Annotated in this window: 22 protein-coding genes and 1 tRNA gene; 11 read left to right on the top strand and 12 right to left on the bottom strand. The window is 67.5% G+C overall.

The features are described from left to right. Window positions 1-33: 33 nt before the first annotated feature. The 5 genes from BLQ73_RS14415 to galU form a co-directional block, all read right to left on the bottom strand. Window positions 34-687 (bottom strand): GNAT family N-acetyltransferase, encoded by a 654-nt coding sequence (locus tag BLQ73_RS14415; protein ID WP_176955468.1) that lies wholly within the window; start codon window positions 685-687, stop codon window positions 34-36. 95 nt (window positions 688-782) lie between these two features. Then, window positions 783-1,259 carry a MogA/MoaB family molybdenum cofactor biosynthesis protein gene (locus BLQ73_RS14410; protein WP_093171124.1) on the bottom strand — a complete coding sequence of 159 codons (477 nt, stop codon included), beginning with the start codon at window positions 1,257-1,259 and terminating at the stop codon, window positions 783-785. Then, window positions 1,259-1,747 (bottom strand): cyclic pyranopterin monophosphate synthase MoaC, encoded by a 489-nt coding sequence (gene moaC / locus BLQ73_RS14405; RefSeq protein WP_093170963.1) that lies wholly within the window; start codon window positions 1,745-1,747, stop codon window positions 1,259-1,261. Before moaC ends, BLQ73_RS14410 begins: the two co-directional genes overlap by 1 nt. Next, the gene (glp, locus tag BLQ73_RS14400; protein ID WP_093170962.1) at window positions 1,744-2,955 is read right to left on the bottom strand and encodes a molybdotransferase-like divisome protein Glp; all 1,212 of its coding nucleotides are present in this window, start codon (window positions 2,953-2,955) and stop codon (window positions 1,744-1,746) included. Before glp ends, moaC begins: the two co-directional genes overlap by 4 nt. Further along, window positions 2,952-3,851 carry a UTP--glucose-1-phosphate uridylyltransferase GalU gene (gene galU / locus BLQ73_RS14395; RefSeq protein WP_093170961.1) on the bottom strand — a complete coding sequence of 300 codons (900 nt, stop codon included), beginning with the start codon at window positions 3,849-3,851 and terminating at the stop codon, window positions 2,952-2,954. The genes glp and galU overlap by 4 nt, the downstream gene beginning before the upstream one ends. Before the next feature lie 12 nt (window positions 3,852-3,863). Here galU and BLQ73_RS14390 point away from each other — a divergent pair, with 12 nt between their 5' ends. Further along, window positions 3,864-4,451, top strand: coding sequence for a 5-formyltetrahydrofolate cyclo-ligase (locus BLQ73_RS14390; protein ID WP_245691077.1), 588 nt, complete (start codon window positions 3,864-3,866; stop codon window positions 4,449-4,451). Here BLQ73_RS14390 and BLQ73_RS14385 read toward each other — a convergent pair. Further along, window positions 4,448-5,404: an LCP family protein gene (locus tag BLQ73_RS14385; protein WP_093170959.1), complete on the bottom strand. Its 957-nt coding sequence runs from the start codon at window positions 5,402-5,404 to the stop codon at window positions 4,448-4,450. The genes BLQ73_RS14390 and BLQ73_RS14385 overlap by 4 nt on opposite strands. 219 nt (window positions 5,405-5,623) lie before the next feature. On the opposite strand from BLQ73_RS14385, the gene BLQ73_RS14380 reads away from it, so the two are divergent. After that, complete coding sequence (locus BLQ73_RS14380) at window positions 5,624-7,129, top strand: potassium/proton antiporter (protein WP_093170958.1); 1,506 nt, start codon at window positions 5,624-5,626, stop codon at window positions 7,127-7,129. 95 nt (window positions 7,130-7,224) lie between these two features. Next, window positions 7,225-7,545 (top strand): FmdB family zinc ribbon protein, encoded by a 321-nt coding sequence (locus BLQ73_RS14375; RefSeq protein WP_093170957.1) that lies wholly within the window; start codon window positions 7,225-7,227, stop codon window positions 7,543-7,545. Window positions 7,546-7,682: 137 nt separating this feature from the next. Here the strand turns inward: BLQ73_RS14375 and BLQ73_RS14370 are convergent, their stop codons facing one another. After that, window positions 7,683-9,689, bottom strand: coding sequence for an MFS transporter (locus BLQ73_RS14370; RefSeq protein ID WP_093171123.1), 2,007 nt, complete (start codon window positions 9,687-9,689; stop codon window positions 7,683-7,685). 329 nt (window positions 9,690-10,018) lie between these two features. Here BLQ73_RS14370 and BLQ73_RS14365 point away from each other — a divergent pair, with 329 nt between their 5' ends. The 3 genes from BLQ73_RS14365 (at window position 10,019) to mscL (ending at window position 12,019) form a co-directional block, all read left to right on the top strand. Continuing rightward, window positions 10,019-10,825: an S-methyl-5'-thioadenosine phosphorylase gene (locus tag BLQ73_RS14365; RefSeq protein WP_093171122.1), complete on the top strand. Its 807-nt coding sequence runs from the start codon at window positions 10,019-10,021 to the stop codon at window positions 10,823-10,825. Window positions 10,826-10,866: 41 nt separating this feature from the next. Beyond that, window positions 10,867-11,535, top strand: coding sequence for an RcpC/CpaB family pilus assembly protein (locus BLQ73_RS14360; RefSeq protein WP_176955448.1), 669 nt, complete (start codon window positions 10,867-10,869; stop codon window positions 11,533-11,535). Window positions 11,536-11,611: 76 nt separating this feature from the next. Further along, the gene (gene mscL / locus BLQ73_RS14355) at window positions 11,612-12,019 is read left to right on the top strand and encodes a large conductance mechanosensitive channel protein MscL (protein ID WP_093170956.1); all 408 of its coding nucleotides are present in this window, start codon (window positions 11,612-11,614) and stop codon (window positions 12,017-12,019) included. An 88-nt stretch (window positions 12,020-12,107) separates the two neighbouring features. Here the strand turns inward: mscL and BLQ73_RS14350 are convergent, their stop codons facing one another. Continuing rightward, window positions 12,108-13,163 (bottom strand): D-alanyl-D-alanine carboxypeptidase family protein, encoded by a 1,056-nt coding sequence (locus BLQ73_RS14350; RefSeq protein WP_093171120.1) that lies wholly within the window; start codon window positions 13,161-13,163, stop codon window positions 12,108-12,110. Between the two features lie 570 nt (window positions 13,164-13,733). Continuing rightward, complete coding sequence (locus tag BLQ73_RS14345) at window positions 13,734-14,531, bottom strand: hypothetical protein (RefSeq protein WP_093170955.1); 798 nt, start codon at window positions 14,529-14,531, stop codon at window positions 13,734-13,736. 176 nt (window positions 14,532-14,707) lie between these two features. Between BLQ73_RS14345 and BLQ73_RS14340 the strand changes: the two genes are divergently transcribed. Further along, window positions 14,708-14,783: transfer RNA gene (locus tag BLQ73_RS14340), tRNA-Arg, on the top strand. Window positions 14,784-14,909: 126 nt separating this feature from the next. On the opposite strand, the gene BLQ73_RS14335 is transcribed toward BLQ73_RS14340, so the two are convergent. From BLQ73_RS14335 to BLQ73_RS14325, 3 genes are all read right to left on the bottom strand, one after another. After that, entirely contained in the window at window positions 14,910-15,125 is a 216-nt protein-coding gene (locus BLQ73_RS14335; RefSeq protein WP_093170954.1) for a DUF397 domain-containing protein, read from the bottom strand. Continuing rightward, the gene (locus tag BLQ73_RS14330; protein ID WP_093170953.1) at window positions 15,115-15,963 is read right to left on the bottom strand and encodes a helix-turn-helix domain-containing protein; all 849 of its coding nucleotides are present in this window, start codon (window positions 15,961-15,963) and stop codon (window positions 15,115-15,117) included. The genes BLQ73_RS14335 and BLQ73_RS14330 overlap by 11 nt, the downstream gene beginning before the upstream one ends. Before the next feature lie 128 nt (window positions 15,964-16,091). After that, window positions 16,092-16,430 carry a GntR family transcriptional regulator gene (locus BLQ73_RS14325; RefSeq protein WP_338056631.1) on the bottom strand — a complete coding sequence of 113 codons (339 nt, stop codon included), beginning with the start codon at window positions 16,428-16,430 and terminating at the stop codon, window positions 16,092-16,094. A gap of 46 nt (window positions 16,431-16,476) precedes the next feature. Between BLQ73_RS14325 and BLQ73_RS14320 the strand changes: the two genes are divergently transcribed. The 4 genes from BLQ73_RS14320 (at window position 16,477) to hisS (ending at window position 20,175) form a co-directional block, all read left to right on the top strand. After that, the gene (locus tag BLQ73_RS14320; RefSeq protein WP_143020257.1) at window positions 16,477-17,154 is read left to right on the top strand and encodes a hypothetical protein; all 678 of its coding nucleotides are present in this window, start codon (window positions 16,477-16,479) and stop codon (window positions 17,152-17,154) included. Window positions 17,155-17,373: 219 nt separating this feature from the next. Further along, on the top strand, window positions 17,374-17,517 hold the full coding sequence (locus BLQ73_RS32400) for a hypothetical protein (protein WP_176955447.1): 144 nt from the start codon (window positions 17,374-17,376) through the stop codon (window positions 17,515-17,517). A 129-nt stretch (window positions 17,518-17,646) separates the two neighbouring features. Continuing rightward, window positions 17,647-18,822: a hypothetical protein gene (locus BLQ73_RS14315; protein ID WP_245691076.1), complete on the top strand. Its 1,176-nt coding sequence runs from the start codon at window positions 17,647-17,649 to the stop codon at window positions 18,820-18,822. Between the two features lie 54 nt (window positions 18,823-18,876). Then, window positions 18,877-20,175 carry a histidine--tRNA ligase gene (hisS, locus tag BLQ73_RS14310; RefSeq protein WP_093170950.1) on the top strand — a complete coding sequence of 433 codons (1,299 nt, stop codon included), beginning with the start codon at window positions 18,877-18,879 and terminating at the stop codon, window positions 20,173-20,175. Window positions 20,176-20,227 lie beyond the last annotated feature (52 nt).

Here is a 20,227-nt window from a genome sequence, read left to right as displayed (position 1 = left end):
GACGAGTATTAAGTGCGGTGTGTCGCGAGATCGTCAAACCTCTTCATGGGGAGAACCACCGTGAGCTGCCGCTTCTCGGGCTCTCCGCCACTGGACCAGAAGTCCACGAGGCACGTCTTCGACGGTCAGTGCGTAGCAGATATGGTCGCGCCAGGCGCCGTCGATGTGGAGCTGACGGCGTCTGATGCCTTCTTCCCTGAAGCCGAGCTTTTCAACCACCCTGCGGCTCGCATGATTTTCGGGGCGGATGCTGGCTTCGACGCGGTGTAGTCCCGCGGTAAAGAAACAGTGATCAATGGCCATGGCGAGAGCGGTGGGGATTATGCCTCGTCCGGCGAGTCGGCCGTCGACCCAGTAACCGACTTGGGCGGAACGCGCGGAACCCCAGACAATTGCGCCGATGGTCAGTTGACCGGCGAACACTTCGTCGTAAGTGACGACCCACGGCATGGCCAGCCCCTGCCGGGCCTCCTTTCGGAGGGTGCCCACCATGGAGGTGTACGGCCCGAGCCCGGTGCGGAAAAGCGGCGTTTCGGGGTTGCTGGGCTCCCAGGGACGCAGCCAGTCGGCGTTGCGTAGCCGGGTTTCCCGCCAGGCCTTCACGTCACGGAGGCGTAGCGGGCGAAGCCCGACCGGCCCTTCGCTCAAAGTGGCAGGCCAGCCACGAAATCGCTCCACATCCCTCATCATCCCCCGAAGCCACACGAACTTGCCATGGGGTCGGCTGGTCGCGGGGCCGGCGCGTCACGCGTCAGCATTTCACAGGTCAGGGGAGCCGGGGGTCAGCGAGCATGGTCGCCTCCACCGATCTGGTCGACCGCGTGGCGCAGGACAGGGCCGAGGACGGCCATGCCGTCGCGCACGCCGCCCGACGACCCGGGAAGGTTGACGACAAGGGTGCGGCCGGCCTGGCCGGCGAGCCCTCTCGACAGGATGGACGTGGGCACCTTGTCGCGGTTGGCCTGGCGGATGGCCTCGGCGATGCCGGGGATCTCGCGGTCGATCACCCGGCGGGTCATCTCCGGGGTGAGGTCCAGGGGCGTCAGCCCGGTGCCGCCGGTGGTGACGATCACGTGGTATCCCTCGGCGAGCCCGGCGCGCAGGGCCGCCTCGACGGGGTCGCCGTCGGGCACGGCGACCGGGCCGTCCACGGTGTCGCACCCCGCCTCGGCGAGCAGCGCGGCGAGCAGCGGGCCCGAAATATCGGCGTAGACGCCCGCGGAGGCGCGGTTCGAGACGGTGATCACCAATGCTTTGATCACGCGTGACGCTCCTCTGGCGGATGCCAGACACCGGTTTTGCCGCCGGTCTTCTCCTCGACGCGCACATCGGTGATCACGGCGGCGGGGTCGACGGCCTTCACCATGTCGATCAGGGCGAGGGCCGCGACCGTCACGGCGGTGAGGGCCTCCATCTCGACCCCGGTGCGGTCGGCGGTCTTGACCGACGCGGTGATGTCGACGCCCGTGTCGGTCACGGCGAGGTCGACCTTGACGCCGTGGATCGCGATGGGATGGCACAGCGGCACGAGGTCGGGGGTGCGCTTGGCCCCCATGATCCCGGCGATGCGGGCGACGCCGAGCGCGTCGCCCTTCGGGACGTCGCCGGAGCGCAGCAGCGCCACGGCCTCCGGGGAGAGGAGGACGCGGCCTGCGGCCCGTGCCGTACGGCTGCCGACGTCCTTGGCCGAGACGTCCACCATGCGGGCGGCGCCGGTCTCGTCGAGGTGGGTGAATCGGTCGCTCATAGCGGAATCACCTGAACTGTCGAGCCTTCGGGTAGTTCGGTCACGTCCTCGGGGACGACGACGAGCGCGTCGGCGAGGGCGAGCGCGGCGAGCTGGTGGGAGCCCTGGCGGGCGACGGGCGCGACCGTCGCGTGGCCGTCGGGGCTTGTGGCGAGCTTGCCGCGCAGGAAGGAGCGTTTGCCCTGCGGCGATCGCAGGGGCGCGGTCGTCAAGGCGGTCACCGTGTCGGGCGGACCCGCCGGAAGGCCGCGCATTTTGCGGAGTGCCGGGAGGACGAAAAGCATGAAGGACACGAAGGACGACACCGGGTTGCCCGGGAGCGTGAAGATCGGAACCTGGTCCTCACCCACCACGCCGAACCCCTGGGGCATGCCCGGCTGCATCGCCACCCGCTCGAAACGGACGGTGCCGAGCGGCCCGAGCGCCTCCTTGACCGGCTCGTAGGCCCCCATGGACACCCCGCCGCTGGTGATCACCATGTCGGCGCGGACCAGTTGGGCGTCGAGCTGGTCGAGCAGGGCGCTCGCGTCGTCGGGGACGATGCTTGCGCGGAAGCCCTCGCCTCCGGCCTGCCGTACGGCGGCGCACAGCGTGAAGCTGTTGGACTCCCAGATCTGGCCGTCGCCGAGCGGCGTGCCGGGCTCGGCGAGCTCGGCGCCGGTGGAGATCACCACGACGCGGGGCCTCGGCCGTACGAGGACGCGGCGGCGCCCCACAGCGGCGAGGATCCCGAGCTGGGTGGGTCCGATCACTATGCCGGGGTGGAGCACCGTGTCGCCGGCTCGGATGTCCTCTCCGGCGCGCCGGATCGCGTTGCCGGCGGCGGCCGTACGGTTGACCACCACGGTGACCGTGCCCCCGTCGGTCCACTCCACGGGCACGACTGCGTCCGCCCCGGCCGGCATGGGCGCTCCGGTCATGATGCGTATGGCGTGACCGGGTCCCACGGCGTGGAGCTGCCCGTCGCCCGCCGCCACGTCGTCGACCACCGGCAGCGTGACCGGGCGGTCATGCGTGGCGTCGGCGATGTCGGCGGAGCGTACGGCATAGCCGTCCATGGCGGAGTTGTCGAACGGTGGGAGCGGCACCGGGGAGGTGACCTCCTCGGCCAGGGTCGTGCCGAGCGCGCGTTCGAGCTCGAGCTCGAGCGGCGCCAGCGTGCGCACGGTGGCGAGGATTTCACCGAGGTGGTCGTCGACTGATTTCATCGCGTTGAAAGGAAGTCCTTAAGCCAGGGTACGAAGTCGGCGGCGAGGTCGGGGCGCTCGGCGGCGAACTGCACCACCGTGCGCAGGTAGTCGAGCTTGTTGCCGGTGTCGTAGCGTCGGCCGCGGAACAGCACGCCGTGCACCGGCCCGCCGCTGTCGGGCCCGCGCGTCGCGAGTTCGCGCAGCGCGTCGGTGAGCTGGATCTCTCCGCCCCGGCCGGGCGGCGTGTTCTCCAGCACCTCGAACACCGCGGGGTCGATCACATAGCGGCCTATGACAGCCCAGGTCGAGGGCGCGTCCTCCACGCGCGGCTTCTCCACGAGGTCGGTCACCCGGACCACGTCGTCGGTGCCGGTGGCCTCGATGGCGGCGCAGCCGTACAGCGAGACCTGCTCCTTCGGCACCTCCATGAGCGCGATGACGCTGCCGCCGTGGGCGCGGCGCACCTCGATCATGCGCTGCAGCAAGGGGTCTCGGGGGTCGATGAGGTCGTCGCCGAGCAGGCAGGCGAAGGGGTGGTCGCCCACGTGCTGCTTGGCGCAGAGTACGGCGTGGCCGAGGCCGCGCGGCTCGCCCTGGCGCACGTAGTGCAGCGTGGCGAGGTCGGCGGGCTCGCGAACCTGGGAGAGCCGCTCGTCGTCGCCCTTGGCCGTCAGGAGGTCTTCAAGCTCGATGGCCCTGTCGAAATGATCTTCGATCGAGCGCTTGTTCTTGCCCGTCACCATGAGAACGTCGAGGAGACCAGCGGATACCGCCTCTTCAACGACATACTGGATGGCGGGCTTGTCGACGATGGGCAGCATCTCCTTCGGGGTTGCCTTTGTCGCCGGCAGGAATCGGGTGCCCAGCCCTGCGGCAGGGATGACAGCTTTCGTCACAGAGTCGAAGTCAGCCATGGAGGAACCCTAGTGGGTGAGCCTTTGGACAAGCAGAACCTGCGTCGCTCCATCGCGGCCGAGCGAGCCGCATTGCCCGAAAAACAGCGGCGTGCGGATTCCGTCAGCATTAGGGATGGTTTGCTCGATCAGCCGTGGACACAGATGGCAGGTCTGGTCGCCTGCTACTGGTCGATCGGCGCCGAACCGGACACCCACGGCCTGGTCTTCGCCCTGTGGAAGCACGGCGCCACGGTGATGCTGCCGGTCCTGCGCGACGACAACGACCTGGACTGGGCCGTATACGACGGCCCCGACACCCTGGCCCCGGGACGCTACGGCGTGATGGAGCCGGTGGATGTCAGGCGGGGTGTGGACGCCATCCGTACGGCTGCGCTGGTGGTCGTGCCGGCTCTCGCCGTGGGCGAGACCGACGGTGTACGGCTCGGCAAGGGAGGCGGCTCCTACGACCGTGCGCTCGCCCGTGTGGGTCCCCACGTGCCCACGGTCGCGCTGCTGTACGAGGACGAACTGGTCGACAAGGTCCCCGCGGAACCGCACGACCGGGCTGTCCGCTTTGTCGCGCGCCCCTCGGGCGTGATCGCGGTGGGCGCGCCCTAGTTGACCCGGCCTGTCTCGTTCACCCCGCCGTTTTCCTCGATGTAATCGTCGAGCGCATCGTGGGCGAGCGCCTGGAACAGGGCTCGGGACTCCTGTCGGTTGACTTTGACCACGCTTGCCCCTCTCACCGTGACGGATCCGTCGTTGGGCATGGTGAGAGCGGTCAGGTCGTCCGGGCGAACGTCACGGAGTTCGAGGGCGAGATCACGCAGTGTGCTGAAAGTCACGTTCGCATCGACGCTAAAGGATTTGGTGGCCGCCTCAAGGAAGGCGTTGAGGCGGAGAGGGTTGGTGAGGGTCCCTCTGCTGACCACCTTGTCGGCGATGGCCCGCACGACCGCCTGGGCGCGTTTGATCCGGTCGAAGTCGCCGCCTGGGAGATTGGCGCGTTGCCGTACGAAAAGAAGGGCCTTCTCCCCTTCGAGCACCACCTTGCCCTGGGGCCATACGACATCGTTCCAGGGGTCGCGTACCTCGCGGGAGACGTGTACCTCCACGCCGCCGATGGCCCTGGTCATGCGGGTGAAGCCCGCGAAATCGAGGGCGGCGAAGTGGTCCACACGCACGCCGCTCAGCTTCTCCACCGTTTTGATCAGGAGCTTCGGTCCACCGAACGCATATGCAGCGTTGATCTTGTTGTTGCCGCGCCCCGGAATGGCGACATAAGCGTCCCTCGGAATGCCGACCAGGTAGACCGACCGGCGATCCGCGGGCAGGTGGACGAGCATGATGGTGTCGGCCCGCTGGAACCCCGTCTCGCCAGGTCGGCGGTCTGACCCGATCAGCAGCCAGTTCTGGGCGTCTCCCACCACCTTGCGCGGGCGTTCCGCTTCCTCGGGAAACGCCTCGGGGATACGTTCGATGTTGCTGTCGTAGGCGCTCTGCCGCTCCATGAGCAGTGCGAACGTTCCCGCGATCAGCACCGCGAGGACGAGTCCCACCACGATGAACACCCGGCGCAGGACTCTTTTTCTTCGCGGTTGAGGAGAGTCCTCGTGAACTGCGGGAATCAGATCACCCTGGGGTTCAGGAGCTTCTCCACCTGGCACCACGTCACCTGCCGAATCCACCTGAAGCCCGCACGTTGTCGCCCAAGGTAGACCATCCAGATACCTGGTGTAGCCGGAAATATAGGACACTATTGCCTGTCGGGATATAGAGAAGGGGGTCTAGTGGAGCTGGACGTCTGGCTGCTTCTAGGTGCTGGCGTCGTAATCGCGGCCATCGCGGCCGTACGTATGGCACATCGCAGTGGGCTTCCCTCCCTCTTGATCTTTCTGGGGCTCGGTCTTCTCCTCGGTGAAGGCGGCGTCGGCATCCAGTTCGAAAACGCCGAGCTCGCCCAGCAGATCGGGCTCTCCGCGCTGGCGCTGATCCTCGCCGAAGGCGGCCTCACCACGAAGTGGAGCCACGTGCGCCGGGCCGTACCGACCGCGCTGGTCCTCGCCACCGTGGGCGTCGCGGTCAGCATCGTGGCGGTAGCCGTACCCGTGCACCTGCTCCTGGGCATGGACTGGCGTATGGCGCTGCTCCTCGGCGCGATCCTCGCCTCTACGGACGCCGCGGCGGTGTTCTCGGTATTGCGGCGGCTTCCCCTGCCCGCAAGGCTCGCCGGCATCCTCGAAGCCGAGTCCGGCTTCAACGACGCCCCCACCGTCATCGCGGTCTTCCTGCTCAGCGCGTCAGGCACGCGGATGCCCAACCTCGGCAGCGCGATCGTGGAGATCAGCTATGAACTGGCCGTCGGTGCCGTCGTCGGCCTCTTCGTCGGCCCCGTCGGCGCGTATGCGCTGCGCCGGGTCGCGCTTCCCGCCTCCGGCCTCTACCCGCTCGCCGTGGTCGCCCTTACGTTCGTCGCGTATAGCGGAGCCGCGCTGGCGCACGGCAGCGGATTCCTCGCGGTATACCTGTGCGCGCTGATCCTGGGCAATGCCATGCTGCCGCACCGGTCCACGACGCGGGGATTCGCCGAAGGAGCGGCGTGGCTCGCCCAGATCGGGCTGTTCGTCATCCTGGGACTGCTTGCGAGCCCCTCCGAACTGCCGAGGGCCGTCATTCCCGGTTTGATCGCCGGTCTGCTTCTTGTGCTGGTGGCCCGGCCACTGTCGATCATGGCATCGGCTCTCGTCGTGCGTCTCGCGGGGATCGACCGGCTCAACTGGCGCGAACAGGCATTCTTGTCCTGGGCCGGCCTGCGCGGCGCCGTGCCGATCATCCTCGCCACCATCCCGTGGGCGCTCAGCGTGCCGGGCGCGAAGCTCGTGTTCAACGAGGTCTTCATCATCGTGATCGTCTTCACACTGCTCCAGGGGCCGACACTGCCCTACGTCGCGAGGCTCCTCAAAGTGACCGCCCCCGACGAAACCCGCGATCTCGACGTCGAATCCGCCCCATTGGACGAGCTCAACGCGGAACTGCTCCAAATGCGCATTCCAGCCTCGTCCCACCTGCACGGCGTCGAGATCTTCGAGCTCCGCCTCCCTCGCGACGCCCAGATCACCTTGATCGTGCGCGACGACCGCACCTTCGTGCCCTCCGGCACCACACGCCTCAGAGCCGACGACCAACTCCTCGTCGTCACCACCGCGGCCAGCAGGGAAACCGTGGAGAACCGCCTGCGCGCGGTCAGCAGGAAGGGCAAGCTCGCGGGCTGGTACGGCGAGCGCGGCACGGAATGAGGGCCGCCGGAGTCGCGTTTATGCTTATCGCCTGCTTACCATTAGCAGTCGTGCCGGTAGAGTGCCAACCGGTTCGGATCGAAGAGGAGTAGCGCGTGCCCACCTACCAGTACGCTTGCACCGCTTGCGGCGAGCAGCTCGAGGTCGTGCAGAGGTTCTCCGACGAGGCCCTCACCGAGTGCCCGGCCTGCCAGGGCGCTCTGCGCAAGGTGTTCTCGGCCGTCGGCATCGTGTTCAAGGGGTCGGGTTTCTACCGCACCGACAGCCGGTCGGCCGGCTCGTCCAGCACCGCGGCCTCCCCGGCCAAGAGCGACACGGCCAAGAGCGAGTCGACCAAGTCCGAGAGCACCAAGAGCGACTCGTCGACCTCGTCGACTTCGTCGTCTTCGGCGCCCGCTTCCGCCACGGCTTCCTGACCCGCGAGGGCGCCCGGTCCGGGCGCTCGGGCTCGGCGGCCCCTCGGATCGCCGGCCACGGCCGCGCGGCGTTGATCGGCGGTGTTCATCGGCGGTGTTCATCGTGGTGGTCCCGCGGTGGTCACACGTCGCGGTGGTCATGCCCGGCGGCGCTCAGGCGGCCGGTCGCACTCCGCGCCGAGCAGGTGCCGCGGCAGCCGGGCGAGCAGCTCGCTCAGCTCGGGGTGCCGGTCGGGGTGCCAGTCGTCCACCATCCGGCGCAGCCCCTCCCGGCACTGCTCGACCAGCCGGCCCGCCGCCTCACGCCCGTCGGCCGTGAGTTCGAGGCACCTCCCGTCGGCCGACGTCGTCACGAATCCGTCGTCCACCAGCAGATCGACATAAGGGCGCCCGCGCTCGGGCGGCACCCGGGCCTGCCGCGCGAGATCCTCGGCCGTCACGCACCCCTGAGTGCCGATCCGGGCCAGCATCCACACGCCTCCTGGGGGCACCCCGTCGAGGCCCGCGAGGGCGCCCAGCCTGCGGTAGTAGTCGCGGCGGAGGTCGGCGTCGGCCAGCCGCATCAGGCCGCGCTCCACCTCGTCCAGGGATGACCTCTGGGCCGGGGCTCCGCCGTACCCTTCGCCGACGTCCATGGCCTTGGTCGTCTCCCTCAGGCGTATTTCCGGGATGAACCACGCCAACGCGAAGGCCAGCGCCATGACCGGCGTGGCCACGACGAACACCCGAGAGATCGACTCCGCGTAAATATGGAGAAATTCCGCGCGTAGCGCCGGCGGCAGCGACGTGATCGCCGCCGGGTCGCCGGTCACCGACGCCGGGTCGAACCCCGGCGGAAGCGGCGTACGGCTGACCGCCTCCGTCACCGCCTCCCGGAGCCTGTCCGCGAATACCGCCCCCAATACGGCGACGCCGAACGAACCGCCCACCGAGCGGAAGAACGTCACCCCCGAGGTCGCAACCCCCAGATCCTCGTACGGCACCGCATTCTGCACCACCAGAATCAGCACCTGCATGACCAGGCCGAGCCCCAGCCCCAGCACCAGGAGGAACAGCCCCATCAGGGCAGTCGGGGTGTTCTCATCCAATCTGGTCAGGAGAAACATCCCGACAGTGGCGACCCCTGTGCCCACGATGGGGAAGAGGCGATACCTCCCGTAGCGGCTGATGAGCTGGCCGCTCATCACCGAACTCCCGAACATCCCCACAACCATGGGAAGCAGGTAGACACCTGACATGGTCGCCGACACGCCATGCACGATCTGCGTGTACACGGGCAGGTAGGTCAGCGCGCCGAACATCCCGAAGCCCACCACAAACCCCACCGCCGCGGTCGCGCTGAACACGCGCGACGCGAACAGGCGCGGCGGCATCACCGGCTCCGCCGCCCGCCGTTCCACGAGCACCCAGCCCACCACAAGAAGCAGAGCCGCCAGGCCCAGGCCGATGATCGTGGGATCGTTCCAGGAGTAGACGGTGCCGCCCCACGTGCTCAACAGGACAACGCAGGAGGCAGCCGCCCCTAGTAGGACGATCCCCGCATAGTCAATGGTGTGCCGCGTGCGCTTCTCCGTGGCAGGCAAGACCGCTGCCACCACGCACAACGCGGCCACCCCGATCGGCAAGTTGATGTAGAAGACCCAGTGCCACGACAGGTGATCGACGAACAGCCCGCCGAGCAGCGGCCCGCACACGCTGGCCATCCCGAACACGCCGCCGAAGAAGCCCTGGTACTTCCCCCGCTCGCGAGGCGAGACCACATCGCCCACGATCGCCTGGGCCAAGACCATGATCCCGCCGCCGCCCAGGCCCTGGCAGAACCGGAAGAGAATGAGCTGGGCCATACTCGCCGCCAGCCCGCACAGCACCGAACCCGCCAGGAAGATGACGATGGCCGTTTGAAAGAGGCGCTTCCTGCCGAACTGGTCACCCAGTTTTCCCCACAGGGGCGTGGACACCGTGGACGCGAGGAGATACGCGGTGACCACCCAGGCCAGATGCTGGAGGCCGCCGAGATCGCTCACGATGGTGGGCAGCGCGGTGGACACGATGGTCTGGTCGAGCGCCGCGAGCAGCATGGCGAGCAGAAGCGCGGCGATGATGACGGCCAGGCTACGCTTGGTCTCCTGCGGTGCTGTGTCCATGGTTGTCATGGTCTTCGACCCAATATGAGCAAATGGTCACTTCAACCGTATCCGTGGTGGAGTAGAGGGAAACCCCAGGTCCGCAGGGGTCTGCTCCTCTACGTGGCGACCACCTGGCGACCATCTGGCGACTCCATGGCAATGCCGATAGACCTGGCGGCGGCTGGAATCCCGAAGAGCCGTACCGCCGGCCGCGCAGTTATCCACGCGCGGCCATCCACGCGCAGTTATCCACAGGTGGGCGGACACGCCGCCCCACGCCCAGGGGCTATCCACAGAATGCGGTTCGGGTCGAAGCGGGGTCACGCGGGGCCGCTATGGTCGGCGGCATGGTCAATCACGCGGACATCGGCGTCATCGGCGGCTCGGGGTTCTACTCGCTGCTCGACGACGTCCAGGAGATCGAGCAGGCCACGCCCTACGGAGCCCCGAGCGACCCGATCTCCATCGGTCGTATCGGCACCCGCAGGGTCGCCTTCCTGCCCCGGCACGGACGGGACCACCGGTTCCCACCACACCGCATCCCCTACCGGGCCAACCTGTGGGCGTTGCGCGCCTTAGGCGTCCGCCAGATCATCGCGCCCAACGCGGTCGGCTCACTCCGCGCCGAGCACGGCCCCGGCACCCTCGTCGTCCCGGATCAGCTGGTCGACCGCACCACGAGCCGCGCCCAGACCTACTACGACACCGGCGGAGCCGTCCACGTCTCCTTCTCCGACCCCTACTGCCCCGCGGGCCGTGAGACAGCCCTCCGGGCAGCCCGAGACGGCTCATGGCAGACGGTCGACGGAGGCACTCTGGTCGTCATCGAAGGACCGCGTTTCTCCACCAGAGCCGAATCGCGCTGGTTCACCTCCAACGGCTGGACCATCGTCGGCATGACCGGCCATCCCGAAGCGGTGCTCGCCCGCGAGCTCGCCCTCTGCTACACCTCGCTCAGCCTGGTCACCGACCTCGACGCGGGCGTCGAGAGCGGTGACGGGGTCACACATCAGGAGGTCATGGCCTTCTTCGCCGCCAACGTCAAGCGCATGCGCACACTCGTCACGCACGTGGTCGAGTCCCTCCCCGACGAGCGCGCCTGCCCGTGCCCCTCCGCGCTCGACGGCATCAGATTGCCCATCGACCTGCCCTGACCGATAACTCACATTCCGCTTGTCCCCACCTGGAGTTCGCCATGCGCGCGCATGTCTGGAAGCGCCGACTCAAACGGCATCGCCGCCTCATCGCGGTCGTGCCCGCCGGGCTCGCGACCGCGTGCACCCTGGCCGTGCTCCGCCCCGCTCAACCCGCGACCGTGGCCGTGCTCGCCGCCGCACGCGATCTGCGCGTCGGCCCGCTACGGCCTGGCGACCTCACCACCGTCCACCTGCCGGCCGACCTCGTCCCCCATGGCGCTCTACGCCCCCACGACTCCCCTACCGGCGAATCCGCCGACCTGAGCCCGGAATCCCTCACCCCGCCCACGACCGGCCGCGTGCTCGCCTCCCCGATGCGCCGCGGCGAGCCTCTCACCGACGCCCGCCTCCTCGGCCCCGGCATGCTCAGCGGATACGGCGCCGACGCGGTCGCCATGCCGGTGCGCGTGGCCGACCCGGAGGCCGTCCGACTGCTGTCCCCGGGCGACATTGTGGATGTGCTCGCAGCTCCATCGGGTTGGGCCGAATCAGACGCGCAACCGGCCGCGACCGTCGCCGACAACGCCACCGTCATCACGACCCGTCACACCGGCGACTCCCACTCGGGAGCCCTGATCGTGCTGGCCACCACCCCGGACCAGGCCGCACGGCTCGCCGGCGCACAGCCCGGAGGCCACCTTTCCATCATGATCGAGCAGCGTCGATAGTTACGGAGTGCAATCCGCATCCCACGTTGAGCCATACAATTTGGGCTCCCCATCCAGGACCATCCAGGAGCCCTACATGAGCGGATTCAAAAAGTTCCTGCTGCGCGGCAACGTGCTCGAACTGGCCATCGCGGTCGTTGTCGGCGCCGCCTTCACCTCGATCGTCAACTCCTTCGTCAAAGACCTCCTCACCCCGCTGATCTCGGCCTTCGGCGGACTGCCCAACTTCTCCGACCTCGTCCTCACCGTGGGCGACTCCAAGTTCCAGTACGGCTCGTTCATCAACGCGCTGGTCTCCTTCCTGATCGTCTCCTCCGTCATCTACTTCCTCGTCGTGCTGCCCTACCAGCACCTCAGAGAGCGCTTCGCCACGGTCGAGGAAAGCAACAAGCACGACTGCCCCCACTGCCTCTCCGAGATCCCGAAGGCCGCCACCCGCTGCGCCTTCTGCACCTCCGAGCTCGTCCCCCAGCCCAGCAAGTAATCTCGATGCGGCATCTGTGGCGCAACCTGTCCCAGACACCGGCTTGCGCCACCGGCCACACGATCACCTCGTGCGGTGAGTCCCGATCTCAGCGCGCTGCGGTGAGCTTGGGGTCATACTCCCAATGCCACGGCTCAAACGGGTTGGTATAAGCCCAATCAGGGTGGAACCATCCGTACTTCTTACCGTTGGCCTCGATCCAGTTGAACTGCGGCGACCTGAAGTTCTGCACACCCCCGCAGAGGTCGAGCGCCAAGCCCAGGCCGTGGTTGCTACGCCCCGGCACGGCCGCGAAGCCCGGTCGCCGATAGTAGACCGACTGCTGTTCGGCCAGATCGCGGTAGGCGTCCGTCACACAGATCTGGGTGCCGAACTGCTTCTTGTACGCCTCGTTCATGCTGATGAACGCAATGGCGGCGTCAGCCCTCAAGGTGTGTCCCGGCTGCTGAAGCGGACACAGATAGGCCTTGGGGATAAGCCCATTGGGAAACTCGTTCGCCGACGCGGCCTTGGTCGGATCGCAGGAGAAGGCGGCCTTCCCCAGCTTGTCCACCTTGATCCCCATCTTCAGCAGCGCCTGGGTCAGCGACTTCACCACCCTGTCGGAGCGCTTGCGCAGCGTGTCGACCTCGGCCGCGAGTTGCGCCTCCGACAGCAGGTTGTCGGCCCTGAGCTCCTGCGCCTCGGCCGCCAGCTTCTCCCGCGCGCTGTACGCCCGATTGCTCTCCGCGATCACCTCGTTGCGCCCGCCCACCAGGTGCGTGACCAACCCCATCCCGCGAAGAGCCTCCGCCGTGGAATCGCCCGAGAGGAACGGTGCAAAATCATTTGCGCTGGGCTGTTGGTAGATGAGCGAGACGACCTCCGAAAGCGGCTGCCGTACCTTGGCGAGAGCCTGCTCCGCCACCTCCAGCGCCCGCAGCTTGCCCTCCAGCTGCTTCTGCGAGGTCCTGATCTTGCTCTGTCGCTGCTTCAGCGCCTTTGTCGCCTCTTCGAGCTCCGTCGCCGCCTTCTCGGCCTGACGCCTCAGATCAGACAGCTTGGGATCCCACGCCGCCGCCGTTGCCACGGGGGACTTTTTCACCACTGCCGTCGCCTGGGCGGGGGCCGCCGACACGAACTGGAGGGAAGCCAGCGAAGTCATGGCCGTCACGACCGCGATCAGACTTGCTGACCGAGGAGATGGCACCTTCGACTCCTCCGTTTGCGCACTCGTGACCTGGCACAAGCACGCACGTTACCAAAACCGCCTGAGTGCCCGGGCCCGAGTCCCCAGAGCCGTTATGTTCGGAAAGCACCCTTTTTATCGCCCTGTATGGATCAGTACAGGTCCGCCGTCAACCACCCACCCTGCCCCCCGGCAACCGTCTGACCTGTCCAAACATCTCAACCAGCATCAAGCCGACAGCCTCCGCCACGGCACCTCACCGCTTGCCATACGGGTCCACAGATGACCTTCCGCCACCAGCGCCCGACATTTGCACCTCAACACCTACAAGTACGGCGACAGCGCCTCACCAACATGATCGAGACCCGATCTTCACCCCGCCTGGGTGACGCATACGGCTCAGATCCCACCACAAGCGACGGCCCTTCACACAAGCCGACCCGGATGACCGTGCCCCGCCCCCTACATCCGCCGAAGCCCGTGCAACGCCACAAGCCTCAGCCCCGCCACCTGTCCCGCACGAGGCCTCACCTCACGGCGGTTCCCTCACTCCCCCAAACGGCCCCTGCACCTGAACCCGACCAACCCCTCCGACATGTCGCCGCCGCCAACCCGCACAACCGCCCCTCCGCAGCTCCCGCCACGCGGCCGGTCCGACGACCGCCCAGCCCCCTGCTCCCCCCGCTCCCCCTGCGCCGCCCGCGCCCGCTCCGAGCCCGAGCCATCCGTACGGCCGGACGCCTGCGCATCCGCACCCTCCGGCCCCCGCGGCCCCTCCGCGCCGACGCCCACACCGACCTCGACCGAAGGCAATCCCCGCTCCTCCGCCTTGACCGCCCCCGCGACCGCCTCACCGCTCACCACGTGCCCCGCGCACGACTCGTAAGCCCGCCGGGCCTCCCACTCGATCTCACAGCCCCTGTCGGCCACCTGACCTTCAGACCTCCCTGCGCCCGTCCGCACCCCGCGCTCCGCACGATCCTCAACGCCGGTTCGCACCCTCGGCCCCCACCTCCGCTCCGACCGCCCCACACCACGCCCACCGCTCCCGGCGTCGGCCCGCACCCTCTGAACCCTCACCGCCTCCTCGTCCCTCCACGCCCCCATCCCGCCGGAACCGGTGACCAGCAACGGCCCCCAACTCACATCCGCGACCGGCCGCTCCACCCCGCCACGCCCCCTATCGCCCCCATCGCCCACATCGCCCCCGACGCCTCCCGGCACCTGCCCAGCACCCAAAGCCCGCCTCCCCCGCTCCGCCCCGACCAGCTCGCCCACGAACACACACCCCGCGAGCACCGCCGGCACCGACATCACTCCGACCAAGGCCACCAGCCGACCCACTCCGCAACCACCCCTCAGCACAGACGGCGACAGTAGCCACGCCCATCCCACCCCCAGACACCGCTTGCTACGCCTTTACTCCGTTTCACAGCTCCCATGACCAACCTCCCGCCACCGCGTACGCCTCCCCGTCACACACACCGCCCAACTTTCGCTAGGCTTAGCAAGGAACCTTTGCCTCCGTAGCTCAGGGGATAGAGCACCGCTCTCCTAAAGCGGGTGTCGCATGTTCGAATCATGCCGGGGGCACCATAGCGTGACCAGGCAAAACAGCTAGCCGCTGACCGTGGTGATCTACCTCGTGACAGCAGCAGTTGACAGCAGAGAGTGGATGACGAAGGGGCGGGCGCAGCAACTGCGCCCGCCCCTTCGTTGCGCTCAGCTACGCTTCGTCATCCCCGGAAGGTCGAACTCTCCCCCGGCGACACCGCCGAGAAACGCCTCCCACTCGCCACGCGTGAACATCAGCATCGGCCCCTGGCCGTGCTGCTTGGTGTCACGCACGTGAACGGCTGCGCCGTCCCAGCGAGCCTCCACGCACCCGCCGCCGGTCGATCCCGACAGACTGCTCTTGTGCCAGTGATCACTCAGCATCGAATTCCCTCGCGATGATGTCGAACATCTCCATCGAGCCTTCTATCGCAAGCGCGGACGCGGCCAGATGATCAAAACGCCACTCGTAACCCCGCACCTGCTCCTGATTCACCGTGATGATCTCTTTTGGCCCTCCTTCCACGAAACACGCGGGAGGGGAGTCCATCAGCGACAGGAGCACGAACGCCCCTCCCATGCCAGCATGGGCCCCCACCCTCCGAGGCAGCACCCTCACCGTGACGTTCGGCCACCGAGCCACACCCATCAAATGGGCCAGCTGCGCCCGCATCACCCCGACACTCCCCACCGGCACCCGCAGGGCGTCCTCATGCATCACCACACTCAGAGCAACCGGATCATCACCTAGCAGGAGACGCTGCCGGGCCATCCGTGCCCGCACCCGCAGATCCACCTCCGACTCGGCCACGCCGGGCAGGTCGGCCAGCACGATCGCACGCGCATAATCCTCCGTCTGGAGAAGCCCCTCGACGAGCATGGGCTGCCACGAGCGGATCGAGGCCGCCTCGGTCTCCAGTGAGACGAGATCGCCCAGCACGGCCCGGTACGGCGCCCACCACGGCCGCGCACCAGCCTGGCCGGCCAGCGTCAGGCACGTCTCACGAAGGTCGTCGGCGACCTGGTAGAACTCCAGCGCCGCGGCGATATCACCGAGCTCGGGCTTGTGCTGGCCCGCTTCGACCCTAGCCAGCTTCGCCCTGCTCCACCCGAGCCGGTCGGAGACCTCGGCCAGGGTCATGCCGCTGGCCATTCGCAGGTCACGAAGGATGCGCCCGAGCCTCTGGCGGCGAAGCGGCGGGCTGATCCGTGTTGCACTCATGCCGTGAGAATCTCGCGGAATCAGCACCGCCGCTGAGAGACCGAGTAACGATGACACCACATCGCACGAACGCTACGAACGTCTACGCCGACCGGTGCCGACAGGTTCACCGACCGGTGCATGCCCTCCTACTCGACGCGGATCTCCGCTCCATCCCCCGGCAGCACGTCGAGTTCCCCATTTGGCCGTTCGATGACGAGCACCCACGCCCCCGCGTCGAGCTCCAGCTCGTCCTGTTCGCCCTTGGTCGCTGGCCGGGTGATGATTCGCATGCCTGGTTCGGGCGTTACCTGGGTCCGGGTCGTCGCGCGCACATACGTGCCCTTGCCCGGTACGGTGCGCACTAGCCCCAGCTCCGCGAGGTGACCGATGGCTCGGCGGACGGTGTCCCGTGCCACGCCGAACCGCTGCTGTAGGTGCGCCTCGCTCGACAAGGGCCGCCGCGGTTGCAGGTGGCCGGCGTCGATCTACCGACAGGCCCGAGCGAAACCCAACCCACAAGAAGGGAATCTCGTGAACCTTACCTTCTCCAACACAGGGCCGAGCATCGCGGTGCCGGTCCCGGCCGGGACCGTGGACGGAGACTTCCTGGTGCTGTCCTACGTCAACAACCAGTCGGCCTCCAACCCGGTCCTGGCCGGGTGGAACCTGGCCGTGACCGTGTCGGACGGCACCATCGACCTGCTGTCGCGCCTCTACTTGCGCCGGGCGAGCAGCGAACCCGCCACTTATACGATCACCAAGGGCTCCACCTATGGCGTGGAATCGGTCGCGGCCATCAGCCGCTACAAGGGCGTGGCCACCTCCGGCGACCCGGTCCGCACCACCGGGAACACCATCGCCCGGCGGGGAGGGCCCTACATGGGCCCTACCCTGTCCGGCCTCTCGCCCACCGATATGGTGATCCACTCGATCGGCACGGCCCTCAGCTCGTGGGCCGGACGTGACTACACCCTGACAGGTCCAGGCGGAGGCTGGGCCGAACGGGTCAACCTCATCAGCACCGACGCCACAGCCACCCCTGCCGTCATCGTCCTCGACCAGCTCGGCGCATCCACCGGCCCAACGATCACACCCAGCGGAACCGGCGCCTACGATGCGGCAGGCCGCATCGCGGCGATCGCCCTGGTGGCCGAATCGGTCGCAGCGGTCAAGCGGTTCCAGGGGTGGGGGGTTCCCCTCTTCGTCTAGAGGCCAACCAGCCCGGCCCGACGTGCCGAAATAGGCTAGAGCACCTTCTGTCGATTTATGGTCACACCCGGCACCTTGCATGCCGCGACCATTTCAAACAACATGTATCTATAATTCGGCATGCATAAAACTGATATTAGAGTGGCATTCTTGCCACTCGCAGGATGTCCGCGTAGGCTCCATGTGGCCGATATGACAATCACCTAAAAGGAGGATCGCATGGAAGTCCAAGCAGTGACCACCGACATCGCCGCGCTCGCGGACGTCATGACGCGGACCCTGGCGAGCGCGGGCATGGACCGGATGACCGACCAGCGCATAGAGGAGCTGATGGCCGTTCCCGCCCTGTGCGCTCACCTGTGATCCGACGCCGGGGCCAATGCCGTAGCAAATGAAAAGGATGGGGGCGAGGAGTCATTGTCGAGCACCGACTGGGACCGCCTTACGCTGTTGTTCCCGGCGGGCGCCCGAACGCTTAAACCCATTGAGCAGATGACGATTGCGGACCTGCTGCTGGCGAACAGGTTTCCACCGTCGCTGTTTCAAGCGTATGAGGTTCCCGGAGACGGCACTCTCAAACCCATTCCCATCTCCCTGACCGTGGACCAGCTCGCTCCGGGGTGCAATGTCGTCGTGCAGTGCATGCGCAACACCGACATCGAGGCATTGCGCCCCACCGAGATCGAAACAGTCCGCCACAGCGCCTACCCGGTGGCCGCCCTGGCGGACTTTCAATACGCCCATGAGAGCAAGGCGCCGACCCACCGGTTGCACCTGGTCGACGACGCCGCGATGCGTGAGATCGTCTTCACCAAGATTAGTGACTTCCTTGCCGCACACCGGGCTCCCGCCCGACTGGTCGCGGGGATCTCCGGAGGAGGCGACAGCAGCAGCCTTGTGCAGGGCATGAGGCGCTACATCACCTCCCAAGACGGCGACCCAAGTGAGATCACCTGCTTCACTCTGGCCATGGAACCGCTGTGGCCGGAATCCGCGGTCGACCGCGCTCGCGAACTGTGCGGGGAAGCAGGATTCAACCACCGCGTGCTCTACCCAGCCGATGTCACCGAGCTGCTGAAGATGAGCGCCTCGCCCGCCGAGCTGTGGGAGGAGTTCTCCGCAACCTATGGCGCCGACACCTCGCACTTCTTCGGGACCTTCCTGGTCAACCTCGCCGGCCGCGCTGTCTGCTCCATCACCGGGGCTCGCCACCTCCTGGTCGGCTACAACCGCGAAGACCTCGCGGCCGAACTGCTGTTCTGCCTGATCAACGGGCGGCGCCCCATGCCCTACCCGATTCGCCGCACAGGCGAGGTGGACGTGATGATGCCCGTGTGGGACGTGCCCAAGAGCATGCTGGACGCCTGCTATCCCAGGATCAGCGAGGTCAACTACAGCGAGCGCGTGGATGCGACCGCGATGCGGCGCTCGTCCATCTACTACCTTGCGCACTGCCTGGACTCTCTCGTCCCGCAGATGTCGCTGTCGCTGATGAGCGGTGTTCGCGCGCTCATGGACGACCTGGACGGCTGGCAGCGGCTCTCCCCGATACCGGGCACCCCTCTGCTCCACACCGGGCACGGCGACCCCGACTCCCAAAGCGGTATCGTCGACATGCTGAGCAGGTACTTCCCCCAGTGGCAGCCCCTTCATGATCAGGCGGAGTAGGATACGCGCTGTTCGCATACTTACCGCCACGCCCCGTAGCAGGAAGGCCACGTCATGGCCCAAGCCGCCCAGGCACCGTCGGGAACCCGGGACTTTCTCGCCGACGAGGTGCGTCGCCGCAAGGCGGCGTTCGCCACGGTCTCGGAGGTGTTCGAGCGCTACGGGTTCGATCCGTTGGAGACACCCGCATTCGAGCGGCTCGAAGTGGTCACCGGCAAGTACGGCGAGGAAGCCTCCCAGCTCCTGTTCAAGATCCTGCGCCGGGGCGTCCACGAGGCCAGCGGCAAGCCGGACCTGGCGCTGCGCTACGACCACACGGTCCCCCTGGCTAGGGTCATCGGCACCCATGGCGCCGCACTCCCGTCGCCGTTCAAGCGGTATGCGATCGGACCGGTGTGGCGGGCCGACCGTCCGCAGGAGGGCCGCTTCCGCGAGTTCGTTCAGTGCGACATCGACACTGTGGGCTCGACATCACCCATTGCGGACGCCGAGATCGTCTGCGCCCTGGCCGACGGTCTTGAGGCTCTCGGCGTCGAGCGGTTCCGCTTCCTGGTCAACAGCCGTGAAGCCCTCCGAGGACTGCTGGAGGTCTACGACATAGAGGCGAGCATCGGAGACGGAGTACTCGCCACACTGGACAAGCTCGACAAGATCGGAACGCAGGCCGTCGCCAAGGAACTCGTCGACGACCGCGGCCTGGAGATGAGTGTCGCGGAAAGGCTGGCCGAGGACCTGGCGGCAGACGACCCCGGCCTCATCCGCGCCAAACTGGCGGCCAGCGAACGCGGCCAGAAGGGCATGGCCGAAGTCGACCGGCTGCTGGAGCTGACGGCAGAGCTGGGTGAGCGCATCGTGTTTGCGCCGCGTATGGTGCGCGGCCTGGACTACTACACCGGCGCCATCTACGAAGTGGTGGCCGAGGGGTTCCCCGGAGCGATCGCGGCAGGAGGCCGCTACGACGGCCTGGTCGCGACGCTGGGCGGCCCCGACATGCCCGCGTGCGGCGGCTCCATCGGCATCGAGCGCATCCTCGCTATTCAGGGCGCCAAGGAGATCGAGGCCGCCGGCTTGGATGTCGCGTTGACCGTGCTGGGCGGCGAGGTCGAGCTGATGAGCTTGGCAGGTCGGCTTCGCTCGCGGGGCCTGCGGGTGGGGACCTATCTCGGATCGTCCGGGAAGCTCGGCAAGCAGATCCAATGGGCGAACGCGCGCAACGCCCGTTTCACGGTGCTCTACGGTCCCGATGAGCAAGCAGTCGGAGAGGTCACCATCCGAGACATGCGATCCGGAGACCAGACCCGGGTTCCAGTTGGCGAAGCCCCCGACCACCTGGCGCGAGGGGTGAGGGATTGACATCCTCTCCGCCCTAAAGGACGGAGATTCCCGCCTGCCGCGTGGGCTTCGG

The organism is Sinosporangium album (genome assembly GCF_900100605.1).
In the GTDB taxonomy this organism is placed as follows: domain Bacteria; phylum Actinomycetota; class Actinomycetes; order Streptosporangiales; family Streptosporangiaceae; genus Sinosporangium; species Sinosporangium album.
This window is presented reverse-complemented; position numbering and strand designations above follow the sequence as displayed.